This window comes from Streptomyces sp. NPDC028308 (assembly GCF_055565855.1).
In genome coordinates this window covers 449098-465134 of the sequence record NZ_JBVHTO010000007.1, presented here as the reverse complement: position 1 = coordinate 465134, position 16037 = coordinate 449098, and the positions used below count along the sequence as shown (strand labels likewise).

Genomic DNA, 16037 nt, shown 5'->3' with positions numbered 1-16037 from the left:
GTACCGCCCAAACGGGCGAATTGACGCGGCTCCCGCTGACCCCGCGCCCCGCCGATGACCTGCGTCTGAGGCGGGGCGTCACGTTGTGTGCCCGTCGGGGTCTTTGGCCTGTGCGTAGTCGCGCGGCTACTGTCTGGCGCGTTTCCCCCAACACCGGGGGTCCGTCAGCGGAGGGAGAGCGGCTACCCGTGGGGTCCCATCGTCGCCTTGCACCATCCGGGTTCGACCGGGGCGCGGCCGGTGCCGCCGTCTGCGTCCTGTCCGCCGCGGCCGCCGCCCTCGGGGCCGTGCCGGCACTCGCCGAGCCCGAGGAGGACACCCGGTCCACGGTGGACCGCCTGTACGAGCAGGCCGAACAGGCCACCGAGGCGTACAACAAGGCCGACGAGCGGGCTGACACCCTGCGCGAGCAGGTGTCCACGGCCCAGGACGAGATCGCCCGCCAGCAGGAGCGCATCAACACCATGCGGGACGCGCTCGGGTCGCTGGCCGGAGCCCAGTACCGCTCCGGCGGGATGGACCCCTCGCTCGCCCTGCTGTTCTCCGACGACCCGGACGACTACCTCGACAAGGCCGCCGTGCTCGACCGGATCGGCGTGCACCAGGCGGGCGAACTCAAGGAACTCCAGACGGCCATGCGCGACCTCGCCCAGCGGCGTGACGAGGCGAGCGACAAGCTCGCCGAACTGGAACGCAGCCGCGCGGCCGTCGCCCGGCACAAGAAGACGGTCGAGCGGAAGCTCGCCAAGGCGAGGGAGTTGCTCAACTCGCTGCCGTACGCCGAGCGCGCCGCCTACGACCGGGCCTCCCGCTCCGGACGCGCGGGCGTGCCCGACCCCGGCGCGGCGCCGGCCTCGGGCCGCGCGGCCGCCGCCGTCGCCGCAGCCCGCTCCGCGCTCGGGCGCCCGTACGTGTGGGGCGCCAACGGCCCCGGCGGCTTCGACTGTTCGGGCCTGATGCAGTGGTCGTACGCCCAGGCCGGTGTCGGGCTGCCGCGCACCTCGCAGGCCCAGCGGTACGCCGGACGCCAGGTGCCGCTCTCCCAGGCGCAGCCCGGCGACCTGGTCGCCTACCGGTCCGACGCGAGCCACATCGCGATGTACATGGGCAACGGCCAGGTGATCCACGCCCCCTACCCGGGCGCGCCGGTCCGCTACGACCCGGTGGGCATGATGCCGGTGTCCTCGGTGACCCGGGTCTGACCGGACGGCCCGGCGCGGGGGTCCGGTTCCGGCCGGGTTCCCGGACAGCGGGCGGACGCCCCGGCCGGGCCCCCGTACGATCAGGAACGTGGCTGGTCGTGGGCGCGTGTCGGGGGCGGTGGCGAGCTGCGTGCTGCTCCTCGTGTCCCTGGTCGGCTGCGCGGGCCGCCCGGCGCGCGACACCGCGGCCGACGCCGTCCAGCGCGTGCTCGACCGGCGGGCGGCGGCGGTCCTGCACCGGGACGCGGCGGCCTACCGGGCGACCGGGACCGAGGCCGCCGGGACCACCGCCCTCGGGAACCTGCGCGAGGTGCCGCTGGCCGCCTGGTCGTACCGGCTGACCGGCTTCCACCGCACCGGCGACACGGCCACCGCCGACGCCGACCTCGGCTACCGCATCGAGGGCTACGACCGGGCGCCGCTCACCGCCGCCCGCACCCTGCGCCTGACCCGCGACGAAGGCCGCTGGCACGTCGTCTCCGACCGGCCCGCCGGGAAGGCCGCCGAACAGCTCTGGGAGCAGGGGCCCGTGCGCACCGTACGCGGGGAGCACAGCCTCGTCCTCGGCGTCGGGCAGTCGGCCGAGACCCTGCGCGGATACGCGCGGCTGGCGGACCGCGCGGTGCCCGCGGTGTCGCGGACGTGGGGCACGGACTGGTCGGGGCACGTCGTCGTGCTCGTACCGAAGTCCCTGGACGGCATGGCCGGGCTGCTCGGCGCGGCGGCGTCCGGATACCGGGGGATCGCGGCCGTCACCACCGGCGAGGCGGGCGCCTCGGCACGGGCGCCCGCGGACCGGATCATCGTCAACCCCGAGGCGTACGGCGTCCTCGGCGCCCTCGGCAGGCAGGTCGTGCTCACCCACGAGACCACCCACGTCGCCACCCGCGCGCACACCACCGCCGCCACGCCCCTGTGGCTGTCGGAGGGCTACGCCGACTGGGCGGGCTACCTGGGCAGCGGGCGGCCCGCCACCGAGGTCGCCCCCGAGCTGGAGCGCGCCGTGGTGGACGGGCGGCTGCCCGCCGGTCTGCCCGAGGACGCGGACTTCGGCTTCACCGGGGACGCGGCGCGGCTCGCGCGGGCGTACGAGGGCGGCTGGCTGGCCTGCCGGCTGATCGCCGACCGCTGGGGCGAGGTCCGGCTGAACGAGTTCTACCGCGCCGTCGGCGAGCACCGGCAGCGCGCCGGCGCCGTCGAGGCCGCGCTGCGGGACGTCCTGCACACGTCGCCGGAGGAGTTCACCGGGCAGTGGCGGGACTACCTGCGCGCGCAGCTCGGCTGATCCGCGGGATCAGCAGGGCCCCGCGTGGCGGTGCGCGACATCAGGAGGAGGCCAGGGACGCCTTGCTGCGGGTGGCCTGCGGGGGGACCGTCGGGGGCGGCTGGGAGACCGTGCCCCGCCACAGCTCGCGGGCGGCGAGCAGGGTGGCGGCCACGAGGAGGCCGTTGCGGGCGACGAGCAGGGCCACGCCGAGGGCGTCGCTCGCCACCACGTGCGAGAAGAAGACCGGGAACTCCAGGACGGTCACCAGGGCCGCCGCCAGGACCAGCGCGGCCGGCCGTGTCATCCGGGTGCCGCGGAAGCACAGGCACACCGCCGCCAGCCCCACCAGCCACACCATGTACTGCGGGCTGATCACCCGGCTGGTCACCGTGAACATGAGCCCGGCGACGAAGGCGGCCTCGGCGAGCGTGTGCGCGAGGAAGCGTTTCGCGCACAGCCGCCACAGCAGCATCCAGCCGAACGCGACGGCGGTGAGGAGCAGCGCCGCCCCGCTCACCAGGCCGACGTGCGGGCCGAGGAACTCCACCGAGCCGTAGTTGAGCAGCACCTCGCCCTCCCAGCCGAAGTGCCGGGCGACGTGGAAGACCAGGGAACCCAGCGACTCCACCTCCGTGCCCCGGTTGCGCTGGTAGGCGAGGAAGGAGAACGCGCCGGGCATCGCCACCCCGGCCAGCAGGCCGAGCCCGCCGACGGTCACCGCCGCCGTGCCCCAGGCCCGCCCCGCGCTGCCCTTCGCCGCCCCCACCAGCACCAGCACCGGCCACACCTTCAGCAGCGCGCCGAACCCCGCCAGCGCCCCCATCGCACGGGGGTGACGCACCCCGGCGAGCAGCGCGGCCACGGCGACCGCCGTCACCATCACGTCGTAGCGGGCGTACACGGTCGGGCCGAGCAGCGCCACGCCCGCCACCCACACCCATGCCCCGCGCGGGGACTTCCCGGGACGCCGCCCCGCGTACCCGAGCAGCGCGAACACCAGCAGGTCGGCCAGAAGCGCGAGGACGAAGAAGGCCGACGTGTAGTCCAGGAAGGGCAGCAGGGCGGGGGAGAGGACGGGGAGCGCCGCCGCGGGCGGGTACTGCCAGGTGACGTCGTCGAGCGGGAAGGTGCCGGTGCGCAGCACCTCGTACCAGCCCTGGTAGATCACGGTCACGTCGCTCGCCACGTCGGGCCCCGGGAAGACGAACACCCGGAACACGAACAGCAGCAGCACCGTCCTGGTCAGCGCCCAGACCAAGAGCGGCGCGTACGGGAATCCCTCCCGCCTCGTGCCCGTCATGCCCACCTGGCCCCCGTTCGTCCGGATCGTGCGTCCGCGCAGTCATGATGGCGTGCGGGGCTGTGCGAGGGCCGTCAAACACGGCCGTACGGAGCTGTCGGTACGGCCGGGAGGGGGGGTTCGGTAGGGTCGGGCGCGATGGACAAGACGCTGATCGTGACCAACGACTTCCCGCCCCGCCCCGGCGGCATCCAGGCGTTCCTGCACAACATGGCGCTGCGGCTGGAGCCCGGGCGGCTCGTGGTCTACGCGTCCACCTGGAAGCGCGGTCGCGAGGGCGCCGAGGCGACCGCCGCCTTCGACGCCGAGCAGCCGTTCACCGTCGTACGCGACCGTACGACGATGCTGCTGCCGACGCCCGCGGTGACCCGGCGGGCGGCGGACCTGCTGCGCGAACACGGCTGTACGTCGGTCTGGTTCGGGGCGGCGGCACCGCTCGGGCTGATGGCGCCGGCGCTGCGCAAGGCCGGCGCCCGGCGGCTCGTGGCGACCACGCACGGCCACGAGGCCGGCTGGGCCCAGCTGCCCGCCGCCCGGCAACTCCTGCGCCGGATCGGCGAGTCCACGGACACGATCACCTACCTCGGGGAGTACACGCGCTCGCGGATCGCCTCCGCGCTGACGCCCGAGGCCGCCTCCCGCATGGTCCAACTGCCGCCCGGCGTCGACGAGAAGACCTTCCACCCCGACTCGGGAGGCGACGCGGTCAGGGCCCGGCTCGGGCTCACCGACCGGCCGGTCGTGGTCTGCGTCTCGCGGCTCGTGCCGCGCAAGGGCCAGGACACCCTGATCCTCGCCATGCCCCGCATCCTGGCGGCCGAGCCGGAGACGGTGCTGCTCGTCGTCGGCGGCGGACCCTACGAGAAGCAACTGCGCCGGCTCGCCCACGCCACCGGTGTCGCCGGCTCCGTCCGCTTCACCGGCGCGGTGCCCTGGTCCGAGCTGCCCGCGCACTACGGCGCCGGGGACGTCTTCGCCATGCCGTGCCGCACGCGCCGGGGCGGTCTCGACGTCGAGGGGCTCGGGATCGTGTACCTGGAGGCGTCCGCGACCGGCCTTCCCGTGGTCGCCGGTGACTCCGGCGGCGCGCCCGACGCCGTGCTCGACGGCGAGACCGGCTGGGTCGTCCGCGGCGGCGCCCCGGAGGAGGCCGCCGACCGGATCGTCACCCTCCTCGGCGACGCGGAACTCCGCCGCCGGATGGGGGAGCGGGGCCGCACGTGGATCGAGGAGAAATGGCGCTGGGACCTCCTGGCAACCCACCTGAAGACCCTCCTCTAGCCCACGCACACCGGGCGGACGTTTAGGGGCGCGGGGAACGGCGCACCCAGCCCCCACGGCGGTCAAGCCGCAGACGAACCGATCGCCGTACGGCGGGCGGGCGTTCAGGGGCGCGGGGAACGGCGCGAGCAACCACGATGGCGGGTAAGCCGCAGACGATCCGGACCCCGTACGGCGGGGTGGGCTTTTAGGGGCGCGGGGAACGGCGCGAGCAACCACGATGGCGGGTAAGCCGCAGACGAACCGATCCCCGTACGGCGGGCGGGCGTTCAGGGGCGCGGAAACGGCGCGACCAGCCCCCACGGCGAGCAGGCCGAAAAGGCCCCCGGCCGAGGGGGGAAACGCCCCGTACGGCGAAAGGGCGCCCGCACAAACGGACGCCCTCCCCACACCCCACGACGAACGCGCCCCCACGCCCAGTGGACGCCGCAGACACGTCACCCCGGACGACAGAGGGAACCGCCGCTCGGGCATCAGCCCCGATAAATCGCCTCGATCTCGTCCGCGAAGTCCTTCGCCACAACGTTCCGCTTCAGCTTCAGCGACGGCGTGAGATGCCCCGACTCCTCGGTGAACTGCGCCGGCAACAGCCGGAACTTCCGCACCGACTCCGCCTTCGACACCGCCGCGTTGCCGTCGTCGACGGCGTCCTGGATCGCGCGCAGCAGCTCCGGATCCTCCCGGAGAGACGCCGCCGTGGACCCGGCAGGCTTCCCGTGCTCCTCGGCCCAGCGGCCCAGGAACTCCTCGTCGACGGTGACCAGCGCACCCACGAAGGGCCGCCCGTCGCCGACCACCATGCACTCGGCGACCAGCGCGTGCGCCCGGATGCGGTCCTCGATCACGGCCGGGGCGACGTTCTTGCCGCCCGCCGTGACGATGATCTCCTTCTTGCGGCCGGTGATCCGGAGGTACCCGTCCTCGTCGAGGGTGCCGATGTCACCGGTGTGGAACCAGCCGTCGGCCAGCGCCTCGGCGGTCGCGCCCTCGTTGTTCCAGTACTCCTTGAACAGGTGCTCGCCGTGCAGCAGCACCTCACCGTCGTCCGCGATCCGCACCACGGACCCCGGCAGCGGCTGCCCGACCGTGCCGATCTTGGTGCGGTCCCACGGGTTGAAGGCGGTGGCCGCGCAGGACTCGGTGAGGCCGTAGCCCTCCAGGACCGTGAAGCCGATACCGCGGAAGAAGTGGCCGAGCCGCTCACCGAGGGGCGCGCCGCCGGAGATCGCGTACTCGCCCCGCCCGCCGAGCACGGCCCGGAGCTTGCTGTAGACGAGCTTGTCGAAGGTCTTGTACTTGATCTTCAGACCGAGGGACGGCCCGGAGGGCGTGTCCAGCGCGCGGCTGTAGGCGATCGCCGTGTCCGCCGCCTTGTCGAAGATCTTGCCCTTGCCGTCCGCCTGCGCCTTGGCGCGCGCCGAGTTGTAGACCTTCTCGAAGACGCGCGGCACGCCGAGGATCAGCGTCGGCCGGAAGGCGGCCAGCTCGTCGGTGAGGTTCTTGATGTCCGGGACGCAGCCGAGCTTGATCGGCGCCATCATCGGCGCCACCTGCACCAGGCGCCCGAAGACGTGCGCGAGCGGCAGGAAGAGAAGGACCGAGCACTCGCCGGTGCGGAACAGCGGGCGCAGCCGCTCCACGATGTTGCCGCACTCCGCGAAGAAGGCGCGGTGGGTGAGGACGCAACCCTTGGGACGGCCGGTCGTGCCGCTGGTGTAGACGATGGTCGCCGGGTCGTCGGCCTTGGCGGCCGAGCTGCGCTCCTCGACGGTCTCGTCCGAGACGTCCTTGCCCGCGCGCCCCAGCTCCTCGACGCCGCCGGCGTCGATCTGCCAGATGTGCTTGAGCGCGGGCAGCCGGTCGCGCACCGACTCGACGGAGGCGGCGTGCGTCTCCAGCTCGACGATGCAGGCGGTCGCGCCCGAGTCGCCGAGGATCCACTGCACCTGCTCCGCCGAGCTGGTCTCGTACACCGGAACGGTGACCGCGCCGGCGCTCCAGATCGCGAAGTCGAGCAGCGTCCACTCGTAGCGGGTGCGGGACATCAGGCCGACCCGGTCGCCCGGCTGGACGCCGGACGCGATCAGGCCCTTGGCCGCGGCCCGCACCTCGGCGAGGAACGTGGTGGCGCTGACGTCCGTCCACGTGCCGCCCACCTTGCGGGCGATGACGGCGACATCGGGATGCTGCGCGGCGTTTCTGCGGACGATGTCGGTCAGATTGCCGTCCGCAGGGACCTCGTACAAAGCCGGAAGGCTGAACTCGCGCAAGACTGCTGCTCCTCATAGGGCGCCGGCGCCACGACTCTGTGTGATGCGACGGTGCGGTCCAAGGCTCGGGCAGGTGCTCGAAGACGTCATGGTTGAAATCCTGAGCACGACTGGACGGCCCGGACGTTACCCGCCGGTATGGCTTCTACGACAGGGGGTCCCGGCGAGATGTTCTATGCGTCACACGTGTTGGCGTTCCTTCGCGCACAGTAGTCCACCCCCTTCGGGACTAGCCAGTAACCGCAGGTCCGGCCGCCTCTGTTCACGTTTGCCGCACACGCCTACGCTTGATCGTCATGGCACCCACACGAGGCGGTAACCGAAGGACGCGCGTCCATGTGGTCAGCGACGTGCACGGCAACGCGCGCGATCTGGCCACGGCCGGAGAGGGCGCCGACGCCCTGATCTGCCTGGGTGACCTGGTGCTCTTCCTGGACTACGCCGACCACTCGCGCGGCATCTTCCCCGACCTCTTCGGACCGGAGAACGCGGACCGCATCGTCGAGCTGCGCACCGCCCGCCGCTTCGAGGAGGCGCGCGAGTTCGGGGCCCGGCTGTGGAGCGGGATCGGCGCGGACCGGGCCGCGGCCATCGAGAAGGCGGTACGCAAGCAGTACGCCGAACTGTTCGGCGCCTTCCCGGCACCGACGTACGCCACCTACGGCAATGTCGACATGCCGACCCTGTGGCCGGAATACGCCGGACCCGGTACGACGGTCCTCGACGGCGAACGGGTGGAGATCGGCGGGTGGGTCTTCGGGTTCGTCGGCGGCGGACTGCGCACGCCGATGCGCACGCCGTACGAGATCAGCGACGAGGAGTACGCGGCCAAGATCGAGGCGGTCGGCGAGGTCGACGTGCTGTGCACGCACATCCCGCCGGAGGTGCCGGAGCTGGTGTACGACACGGTGGCGCGCCGTTTCGAACGCGGCAGCCGGGCCCTGCTGGACGCCATCCACCGCACCCGCCCGCGCTACTCGCTCTTCGGCCACGTCCACCAGCCGCTGGTCCGGCGGATGCGCGTCCGGGCGACCGAGTGCGTGAACGTGGGGCACTTCGCGAGCTCGGGCCGGCCCTGGGCCCTGGAATGGTGAGGTCCGCGATCCTCCGGGCAGGCCACGCGGCGTTCTCGGCCCCGCGGACGCGGTGACGGCGGGGAGGTCCGCGCGCGGTAGCCTTCACGCTGCACACACGTGCGCAGCACCCTTCCTCACCGGACCGCATCTGGAGGAGCCACCGCGATGGCGGAACACACCAGCTCGAGCATCACGATCGAGGCGGCACCGGCCGACGTCATGGCGGTGATCGCGGACTTCGCCCGCTACCCGGACTGGACCGGCGAGGTGAAGGAGGCGGAGGTTCTCGCCACGGACGCGCGGGGCCGCGCCGAGCAGGTGCGTCTCGTCATGGACGCGGGCGCCATCAAGGACGACCAGACGCTGGGCTACACCTGGACCGGCGACCACGAGGTCTCCTGGACCCTGGTCAAGTCCCAGATGCTCCGCTCCCTCGACGGCTCGTACCACCTCGCCCCGGCCGGCCCCAACGCCACCGAGGTCACCTACCGCCTGACCGTCGACGTCAAGATCCCCATGCTCGGCATGATCAAGCGCAAGGCCGAGAAGGTCATCATCGACCGCGCCCTGGCGGGCCTGAAGAAGCGAGTGGAATCCGGCGAGAAGTAGCCGGAGCCGGAGGTAACGCCGGTGTCATCCGCCTGAGCGGAGGCTTTTCGACGCGGTCCGGAAAATTCCAGCCCGTCCGGCGTTTGAGGACGAGCCCGCAGGGCGTTCGACGGCTGGGAAGCCGGGGGTGCGTTCGCGTCGGGGGGCAGGGATTCAGGCCGTCCGGCGTTTGAGGACGAGCCCGCAGGGCGATCGACGGCTGGGAAACCGAGGGCACCCCCGCGACGGGGGCCGACGAACCGAACGCCCGCCAGGCAGGCCGACGCCCAGGTGAGCCCGCCCCCCGGCCGGCAAGGCCCAGGTACCGTTCACCACCATGCGCACCATCCTGATCACCGGCCAAGGCGGCACCGGCCGCACCACCGTCGCCGCGGCCACCGCGCTGAAGGCCGCCCGCGAGGGCACCCGCACCCTGGTCCTGAGCGCCGACCGCACCGACACCCTCGGGGCGGCCCTCGGCACCCGTACCGGCGCGGACCCCGTCGAGGCCGCGCCGCACCTCACCGCCTGGCGCCCCGATGCCGCCGAACGCTTCCGCGACGACCTCACGGCCTTCCAGGAGCGCGCCACCAGCGCCCTGGACCTCCTCGGAGCCACCCGTCTCGACGCCGAGGAGGTCACCCCGCTGCCCGGCGCCGAAGAGCTCGCGCTTTTGCGCGCCCTGCGCGACGCGGCCACCTCGGGCACGTACGGCCTGCTGGTCGTCGACCTCCCGCCGGCCCCGCAGGCCCTCGCCCTCCTCGCGCTCCCCGAGGAACTGCGCCGCTATCTGCGCCGGCTGCTCCCGGCCGAACGCCAGGCCGCCCGCGCCCTGCGCCCCATGCTCGGCCGGCTGGCCGGCGTACCGATGCCCGCGGAGTGGCTGTACGAGACGGCGGCCCGCTGGGACGTCGAGCTCGCCGCCGTGGAGGCGGTCGTCGGGGACGACGCCACGACCGTACGGCTGGTCGCCGAGCCCGGACCGGCCGGCGCCGACGCCGTACGCACCGCGGGCACCGCCCTCGCCCTGCGCGGTCTGCGCGTCGACTCCCTGGTCGCCAACCGCGTACTGCCTTCCGCCACGGAGGACCACTGGCTGGCCGCGCTGGCGGCCCAGCAGTCCAAGGCCCTGGACGAATGGCGGGGGGCGTACGCCCTGCACGAGGTCCCGCACCTCGGGCACGACCCCCGCGGCGCCGACGACCTGACCGCACTCGCCGTCCCCGGTGCGGGTGAATCCGGGACGCCGGTCGAGTGGCCCGTCACCGACCACCTCGCCGACGACGGGGTGCTCGTCTGGCACCTCCCGCTGCCCGGCGCGATACGTGAGGAACTGGACCTCGTCCGCCGCGGCGACGAACTCGTCGTGGCCGTCGGACAGTTCCGCAGGATCGTGCCGCTGCCGTCCGTGCTGCGCCGCTGCACGGTGGCCGGCGCCGCCCTGCGCGAGGGCGAGCTGCGCGTGCGGTTCGCCCCCGATCCCGGGCTGTGGCCGCAGGGCCGGTGACCGGATCGCGGTCACCGGCCGGGAAACCGGGCCGCGGACACGGTGAACCGCATACCTCCGTTCGGGTAACGTCGGAGGGACGAAACGTAGTCAGGAGTCCGCCATGAGCGAAGAGCGCCCCACGTCCGACGCCGCTCAGGACAGGGACGACGAGGTGCGAGCCGCCGACGCCGATGCCGACGCCTGGGCGAAGGCGTGCGCCGAGGACCTCGCGGCGGAGAAGGCCCGGCGCAGGGCCGAGCACGGCACGCCGCCCGGCTCCGCCGCCGAGGAACTGCGCAAGCTCGTCGACGCCGTCGCCGACAAGCTGTCCGGACTGCAGTCGCCGCTGTTCGGTGCCGTCGCCTCGGGCACGGCCCAGCAGATGGTCAGCCAGGTCGTGCAGCAGGCCAAGGCGGCGGTGGAACCCGTCATAGAACGCAACCCGGACGTCTTCGACCACCTGGCGGCCGCCGGCTCCGAGCTGCTCGCCGCCTACCGCTCCGCCGTCGAGGCCCAGGAGCGGCGCTGGACGGCCCGGGACACCACCCGCCCCCGGGACGAGGGCACCGGTCCCGGGGAACACATCGACTTGGACTGAGAGCCCCTCGGGTACGGTTGCCCGTAGCGGGGCTCGACCGAAACTGAGGGATTCATGGGACTCACCATCGGCGTCGACATCGGCGGCACGAAGATCGCGGCGGGCGTGGTCGACGAGGAAGGCAACATCCTCTCGACCTTCAAGGTGCCGACCCCCACCACACCGCAGGCGATCGTGGACGCCATCGCCGCGGCAGTGGAGGGTGCCCGGGCGGGGCACGACATCGTGGGCGTGGGCATCGGTGCCGCCGGTTACGTCAACCGTCAGCGCTCGACCGTGTACTTCGCGCCGAACATCGACTGGCGGCAGGAGCCACTGAAGGACGAGGTCGAGGCCCGGGTCGGTCTGCCCGTCGTCGTGGAGAACGACGCGAACGCGGCCGCGTGGGGCGAGTACAAGTTCGGTGCCGGCAAGGGGCACCGCAACGTCATCTGCATCACCCTCGGCACCGGCCTCGGCGGCGGCATCATCATCGGCAACAAGCTGCGCCGCGGGCACTTCGGCGTCGCCGCCGAGTTCGGGCACATCCGGATGGTCCCGGACGGGCTGCTGTGCGGCTGCGGTTCGCAGGGCTGCTGGGAGCAGTACGCGTCCGGCCGTGCCCTCGTCCGGTACGCCAAGCAGCGCGCCAACGCGACCCCGGAGCGCGCCGAGGTCCTGCTGGCCCTCGGGGACGGCACCCCGGACGGGATCGAGGGCAAGCACATCTCGATGGCCGCCCGGCAGGGCTGCCCGGTCGCCGTGGACTCCTACCGCGAGCTGGCCCGCTGGGCCGGCGCCGGCCTGGCCGACCTGGCCTCCCTCTTCGACCCCTCCGCCTTCATCGTCGGCGGCGGCCTGTCGGACGAGGGCGACCTGGTGCTCGACCCGATCCGCAAGTCGTACAAGCGCTGGCTGGTCGGCGGGAACTGGCGGCCCGTGGCCGACGTCATCGCCGCGCAGCTGGGCAACAAGGCCGGTCTCGTCGGTGCGGCGGACCTGGCCCGGGAGCCCGACCCCGTCATGTGACGGCCCCCGCTCCACGGCAGCGCCCGCCGCACCCCACGAGGGGCACGGCGGGCGCTGCCGCGTCATGGACCACCGCGCCCCGCCCCACGGCCGGGGCAGCCCCGGTCACCGGGACGCGCCCCCGGACCGGCCAGGGCGTGCCCGGACGGGCAGGCTCGCATAGGTGCCCGGTTGCCGAGACGTCCCCCGGGGCCGGCCACGGAGTGGCGGGACGGGCAGGCCCGCACGCGTCCTCGTTATCCGGGACATAGCCCCGGACCGGCCGGGGCGTGCCGGGACGGGCAGGCACGCATACGTTCCCGCTCGCCGGAATGCGGCCCCGGACTGGCCAAGGCTGTCCGGGACCACCGCGCCCAGCCCTCGGCGATGCGCCGGACCGTCGGTGGGGTCGCGCCGTCGGGGCCGTGTGCAGGGGGCGGCTGTCGTATCTTGATCGGCATGTCTGCGAGCACGCCGAGCGCGACCCGTCCGCTGCCCGACTCCCGCACCGAAGCCGACGGTTCGGCCGTCGTGCGGGTGCTCAGCTACAACATCCGGTCGATGCGCGACGACACCGACGCCCTCGCCCGGGTGATCAGCGCCTGCGCACCCGACCTGGTCCTCGTCCAGGAGGCGCCGCGGTTCTTCCGCTGGCGCAAGAAACTGGCCCGGCTCGCGGCGGCCTCGGGGCAGGTGGTCCTGACGGGCGGCGCCACGGCGTCCGGGCCGGCCGTTCTCTGCAGCCTGCGCGCGACGGTCGAACGGACCGAGGACGTCCTGCTCCCGCTCACCCCGGGCCTGCACCGCCGCGGCTTCGCGACCGCGGTGGTCCGCTTCGGCGGGGCCCGCCTGGGCGTCGTGAGCTGTCACCTCTCGCTGCAGAGGGACGAGCGGTACGAGCAGGCGGGCCTGCTCCTCGACCGCGTCGCGGGACTCGGCACCCCGTACGCCGTCGCGGGCGGCGACCTGAACGAGCGCCCGGGCGGCCGTGCCTTCACCCGCATCGGCGAGGAACTCCGCGACTGCTGGGCGACCGCCCCCTGGGGCGCCGAGCACACCTCGACCCCCGCCGACCCCCACCAGCGCATCGACGCCCTCTTCGCGACCCCCGGCATCGAGATCCTGGGCTGCGGGGTGCCGATCGGCCATCCCGGGGTGACGGAGACGGACCTGAGGGCGGCCACGGACCACCTTCCGGTCCTCGCCGCCCTCAGAATCCCCGCCGCCTAGGTCGTGTCCGCGACGTCCCGTCGTCCGCCCGGAGGGCGGGTTCCGCGGCGTCTGGTGCGTGCTCTGGGGGTCCCCCCGGCCGGAGGCTGGGGGAGGGCCGGGCGGAGTCCCTCGTACTGGACGTACTCGGGGCTTCGCCCGGTGCGGCGAGAGTGCGTGCCAGGCGTCGCGGAACAGGCGGGACTTCGCGGACACGACCTAGAGCCTGCCTCCGGCCAGTCGGGCGGGGAAGCCGTGGAGGTCAGACGACCGCGCCGCGGCCGGGGTCGTCCTCGCCCTCGTCGTCGCCCCGCATGCGCGTGACCAGCGTGGCGAAGCCGCCGAGGAAACCGCCGATGCCGAGGGTGGCGAGCCACCAGGTCATGTCCCAGCCGAGCAGCACCGCGAGCAGCAGCAGCACGGGCCCGCCGGTCACCGCGAGCCAGGCGAACTTGGCCGTCGTGTCGGCCGCGGGCAGCGGGGGCGGCTCGGGCGGCACGAAGTGGCCCTCGTCGTCGTCGCCGAAGTCGTCGTCGGAGGCGTCGGGGGACTCGTAGTCGCGGGGGCCGCCGGCGACGCCCGGGGCGAAGGCGACGGAGCTGCCCAGCGGTCTAGCCGACGCCGGGGGCTCCTTGGCGCGCCGACCGGGGGCGTCCTTCTCCGCGTCGTCCGCCCCGGTGCCGTCCGTCTTCGCGTCGTTGGTCTCCGGGTCCAGCAGGGCCAGGTCCTCGACGGACTTGAAGGGCTTCGCGCCGGGCGGGTCCGGCGGCTCGGCACCGTACCCGGCGACGATCGCCGCCCACGCGGCCTCCTCGTCGAAGGGCACGCTCTGCTCGTCACCGAGCGGCGGGTCCTTCTCGTCTGGCTCGCCGCGGTCCGCGTCGTACTCAGCCACCGGTGGCCGTCCCTTCCTGCTGACTCACCTGACCCGCTTCGGACTCCTCGCCGACCTCGGGCGCGAGCCGGCCGATGAACGCGTAGCTCTCCTCGAAGATCCGGTCCGCGTCATGGTCCAACGTCGCGACGTGGTAGCTCTGTTCCAGCAGGATCTCGGTCACGTCCGTGGACGACACCCGGCTGAGGATGCGGGCCGAGTCGGCGGGCGGCACGACATGGTCCTGGGGGCTGTGCAGCAGCAGCATCGGCTGCGTGACCTGCGGCAGCTCCGCGTCGACCACCCGGAAGAAGTTCCGCAGCGAGTGGGCGGCGTGCAGCGGCACCTTGTCGTAGCCGATCTCGACGCCGCCCTCCTTGGCGATGTCGCTGGTGAGCCCCTTCGTCGTGCGCACCAGGTGCCGCAGGACCGGAAGGGCGTACGCGGAGAGTCCGTGCACCTTGTTCGCCGGGTTGACGACGACGATGCCGCTGATGTCGTCCCCGTGCCGGGCGGCCAGCCGCAGGGTCAGGGCGCCGCCCATGGACAGGCCGCAGACGAACACGCGCGTGCACCGCTCCCGCAGGGCCCGCAGCTCGCGGTCCACCTCCGCGTACCAGTCCTGCCAGCCGGTGAGCTGCATGTCCTCCCAGCGCGTGCCGTGCCCGGGCAGCAGCGGCAGCGCGACGGTCAGACCCCGCTCGGCCAGGTACTCCGCCCAGGGGCGCAGCGACTGCGGGGAACCGGTGAAGCCGTGACAGAGGAGGACGCCGGTCTCTCCGCCTTCGTGGCGGTACGGCTCGGCTCCGGGAAGGACCGGCACCTTCGGTCTCCTTGCTCATCAGGGGGCGGAACGGTCATGTGCGGGCGGAACGGGTCACGGGCGGGCGAACCGGAGACGGCACGACGACCGGGGCGGCACGTGCGCCCGAGGGTCCCGAGGGTTCGGGGCGTACTTCACCGTACGCGACCGCACTGACACCGACCAGGGTCGTCGGGGCCATTGGCAGTGCTCCGGGTTAAGGTCTGACCGACGACACAGGAGGCACTCGGTTGATCTACGGCGCAATGAAGTTTTCCATCGGAGGGCCACTGAAGCTCGCCTTCAGGCCCTGGGTGGAAGGCCTCGAGAACATTCCCGCCGAGGGCCCCGCCATCCTGGCGAGCAATCACCTGTCGTTCTCGGACTCGTTCTTCCTCCCCGCGGTCCTCGACCGCAAGGTGACGTTCATCGCGAAGGCCGAGTACTTCACCACGCCCGGCATCAAGGGGCGGATGACCGCGGCCTTCTTCAAGGGCGTGGGCCAGCTTCCCGTGGACCGCTCCGGAGGGCGCGGCGCGGGGGAGGCGGCCATCAAGAGCGGGGTCGACGTCATCGAGCGCGGTGAGCTGTTCGGGATCTATCCCGAGGGCACGCGCTCGCCCGACGGGCGTCTGTACCGGGGCAAACCCGGCGGTCTCGCGCGCGTGGCACTGGCCACCGGTGCCCCGGTGATCCCGGTCGCCATGATCGACACGGAGAAGATCCAGCCGCCCGGGCAGGTGATGCCGAAGCTGATGCGGCCCGGCATCCGCATCGGCAGGCCCCTGGACTTCAGCCGGTACAGCGGCATGGAGCACGACCGCTTCGTGCTCCGCGCCGTGACCGACGAGGTCATGTACGAGATCATGAAGCTCTCCGGCCAGGAGTACGTCGACATCTACGCGACGGCCGCCAAGCGGCAGATCGCGGAGGCGGCCAAGGCGGAGAAGGAAGCCGAGAAGGCGGCCAGGGCCGCGCTCGCGCAGGCGGAGAAGGACAGGGCCCAGGCCGCCAGGGACCGGGCCCAGGCGGAACAGGACGGCAGGGAACGGGCGGACGGGGAACGGTCCGGCTCGTAACCGCGTCCGTCATGT

At 73.2% G+C, this 16037-nt stretch carries 14 protein-coding genes; 10 read left to right on the top strand and 4 right to left on the bottom strand.

What is annotated here, in order from left to right; translation table 11 throughout:
* Positions 1-188: 188 nt before the first annotated feature.
* On the top strand, positions 189-1202 hold the full coding sequence (locus ACZ4VA_RS18875) for a C40 family peptidase (RefSeq protein WP_356174807.1): 1014 nt from the start codon (positions 189-191) through the stop codon (positions 1200-1202).
* 88 nt (positions 1203-1290) lie between these two features.
* Positions 1291-2487 carry a hypothetical protein gene (locus ACZ4VA_RS18870; RefSeq protein WP_356174810.1) on the top strand — a complete coding sequence of 399 codons (1197 nt, stop codon included), beginning with the start codon at positions 1291-1293 and terminating at the stop codon, positions 2485-2487.
* A 40-nt stretch (positions 2488-2527) separates the two neighbouring features.
* Here the strand turns inward: ACZ4VA_RS18870 and ACZ4VA_RS18865 are convergent, their stop codons facing one another.
* A complete protein-coding gene (locus tag ACZ4VA_RS18865; RefSeq protein WP_356238813.1) occupies positions 2528-3769 on the bottom strand; it encodes a glycosyltransferase family 87 protein in 1242 nt (413 codons plus the stop codon).
* A 138-nt stretch (positions 3770-3907) separates the two neighbouring features.
* On the opposite strand from ACZ4VA_RS18865, the gene ACZ4VA_RS18860 reads away from it, so the two are divergent.
* Complete coding sequence (locus ACZ4VA_RS18860) at positions 3908-5050, top strand: glycosyltransferase family 4 protein (protein ID WP_388907228.1); 1143 nt, start codon at positions 3908-3910, stop codon at positions 5048-5050.
* A gap of 473 nt (positions 5051-5523) precedes the next feature.
* Here the strand turns inward: ACZ4VA_RS18860 and ACZ4VA_RS18855 are convergent, their stop codons facing one another.
* Positions 5524-7320: an AMP-dependent synthetase/ligase gene (locus ACZ4VA_RS18855; protein ID WP_355779882.1), complete on the bottom strand. Its 1797-nt coding sequence runs from the start codon at positions 7318-7320 to the stop codon at positions 5524-5526.
* 338 nt (positions 7321-7658) lie between these two features.
* Between ACZ4VA_RS18855 and ACZ4VA_RS18850 the strand changes: the two genes are divergently transcribed.
* The 6 genes from ACZ4VA_RS18850 (at position 7659) to ACZ4VA_RS18825 (ending at position 13288) form a co-directional block, all read left to right on the top strand.
* Positions 7659-8414 carry a metallophosphoesterase family protein gene (locus tag ACZ4VA_RS18850; RefSeq protein WP_468082114.1) on the top strand — a complete coding sequence of 252 codons (756 nt, stop codon included), beginning with the start codon at positions 7659-7661 and terminating at the stop codon, positions 8412-8414.
* Between the two features lie 147 nt (positions 8415-8561).
* A complete protein-coding gene (locus ACZ4VA_RS18845; protein WP_355779879.1) occupies positions 8562-9005 on the top strand; it encodes an SRPBCC family protein in 444 nt (147 codons plus the stop codon).
* 316 nt (positions 9006-9321) lie between these two features.
* Positions 9322-10491: an ArsA family ATPase gene (locus ACZ4VA_RS18840; RefSeq protein ID WP_356174820.1), complete on the top strand. Its 1170-nt coding sequence runs from the start codon at positions 9322-9324 to the stop codon at positions 10489-10491.
* Positions 10492-10594: 103 nt separating this feature from the next.
* A complete protein-coding gene (locus ACZ4VA_RS18835; RefSeq protein WP_355794361.1) occupies positions 10595-11071 on the top strand; it encodes a DUF5304 domain-containing protein in 477 nt (158 codons plus the stop codon).
* Positions 11072-11125: 54 nt separating this feature from the next.
* Positions 11126-12079 (top strand): ROK family glucokinase, encoded by a 954-nt coding sequence (locus ACZ4VA_RS18830; RefSeq protein WP_355794362.1) that lies wholly within the window; start codon positions 11126-11128, stop codon positions 12077-12079.
* A gap of 438 nt (positions 12080-12517) precedes the next feature.
* The gene (locus ACZ4VA_RS18825; protein WP_468082083.1) at positions 12518-13288 is read left to right on the top strand and encodes an endonuclease/exonuclease/phosphatase family protein; all 771 of its coding nucleotides are present in this window, start codon (positions 12518-12520) and stop codon (positions 13286-13288) included.
* Positions 13289-13529: 241 nt separating this feature from the next.
* On the opposite strand, the gene ACZ4VA_RS18820 is transcribed toward ACZ4VA_RS18825, so the two are convergent.
* Positions 13530-14162 (bottom strand): hypothetical protein, encoded by a 633-nt coding sequence (locus tag ACZ4VA_RS18820; protein ID WP_356174827.1) that lies wholly within the window; start codon positions 14160-14162, stop codon positions 13530-13532.
* A complete protein-coding gene (locus ACZ4VA_RS18815; RefSeq protein ID WP_355781376.1) occupies positions 14155-14964 on the bottom strand; it encodes an alpha/beta hydrolase in 810 nt (269 codons plus the stop codon). The genes ACZ4VA_RS18820 and ACZ4VA_RS18815 overlap by 8 nt, the downstream gene beginning before the upstream one ends.
* A 245-nt stretch (positions 14965-15209) precedes the next feature.
* Between ACZ4VA_RS18815 and ACZ4VA_RS18810 the strand changes: the two genes are divergently transcribed.
* A complete protein-coding gene (locus ACZ4VA_RS18810; RefSeq protein ID WP_468082080.1) occupies positions 15210-16022 on the top strand; it encodes a lysophospholipid acyltransferase family protein in 813 nt (270 codons plus the stop codon).
* Positions 16023-16037: the final 15 nt, after the last annotated feature.

Excerpts from the sequence above, each read along its gene's own strand:
- ACZ4VA_RS18865 (WP_356238813.1), bottom strand. The coding sequence starts at position 3,769 with ATGACGGGCACGAGGCGGGAGGGATTCCCGTACGCGCCGCTCTTGGTC.
- ACZ4VA_RS18860 (WP_388907228.1), top strand. The coding sequence starts at position 3,908 with ATGGACAAGACGCTGATCGTGACCAACGACTTCCCGCCCCGCCCCGGC.
- ACZ4VA_RS18845 (WP_355779879.1), top strand. The coding sequence starts at position 8,562 with ATGGCGGAACACACCAGCTCGAGCATCACGATCGAGGCGGCACCGGCC.
- ACZ4VA_RS18840 (WP_356174820.1), top strand. The coding sequence starts at position 9,322 with ATGCGCACCATCCTGATCACCGGCCAAGGCGGCACCGGCCGCACCACC.
- ACZ4VA_RS18835 (WP_355794361.1), top strand. The coding sequence starts at position 10,595 with ATGAGCGAAGAGCGCCCCACGTCCGACGCCGCTCAGGACAGGGACGAC.
- ACZ4VA_RS18830 (WP_355794362.1), top strand. The coding sequence starts at position 11,126 with ATGGGACTCACCATCGGCGTCGACATCGGCGGCACGAAGATCGCGGCG.
- ACZ4VA_RS18825 (WP_468082083.1), top strand. The coding sequence starts at position 12,518 with ATGTCTGCGAGCACGCCGAGCGCGACCCGTCCGCTGCCCGACTCCCGC.
- ACZ4VA_RS18810 (WP_468082080.1), top strand. The coding sequence starts at position 15,210 with ATGAAGTTTTCCATCGGAGGGCCACTGAAGCTCGCCTTCAGGCCCTGG.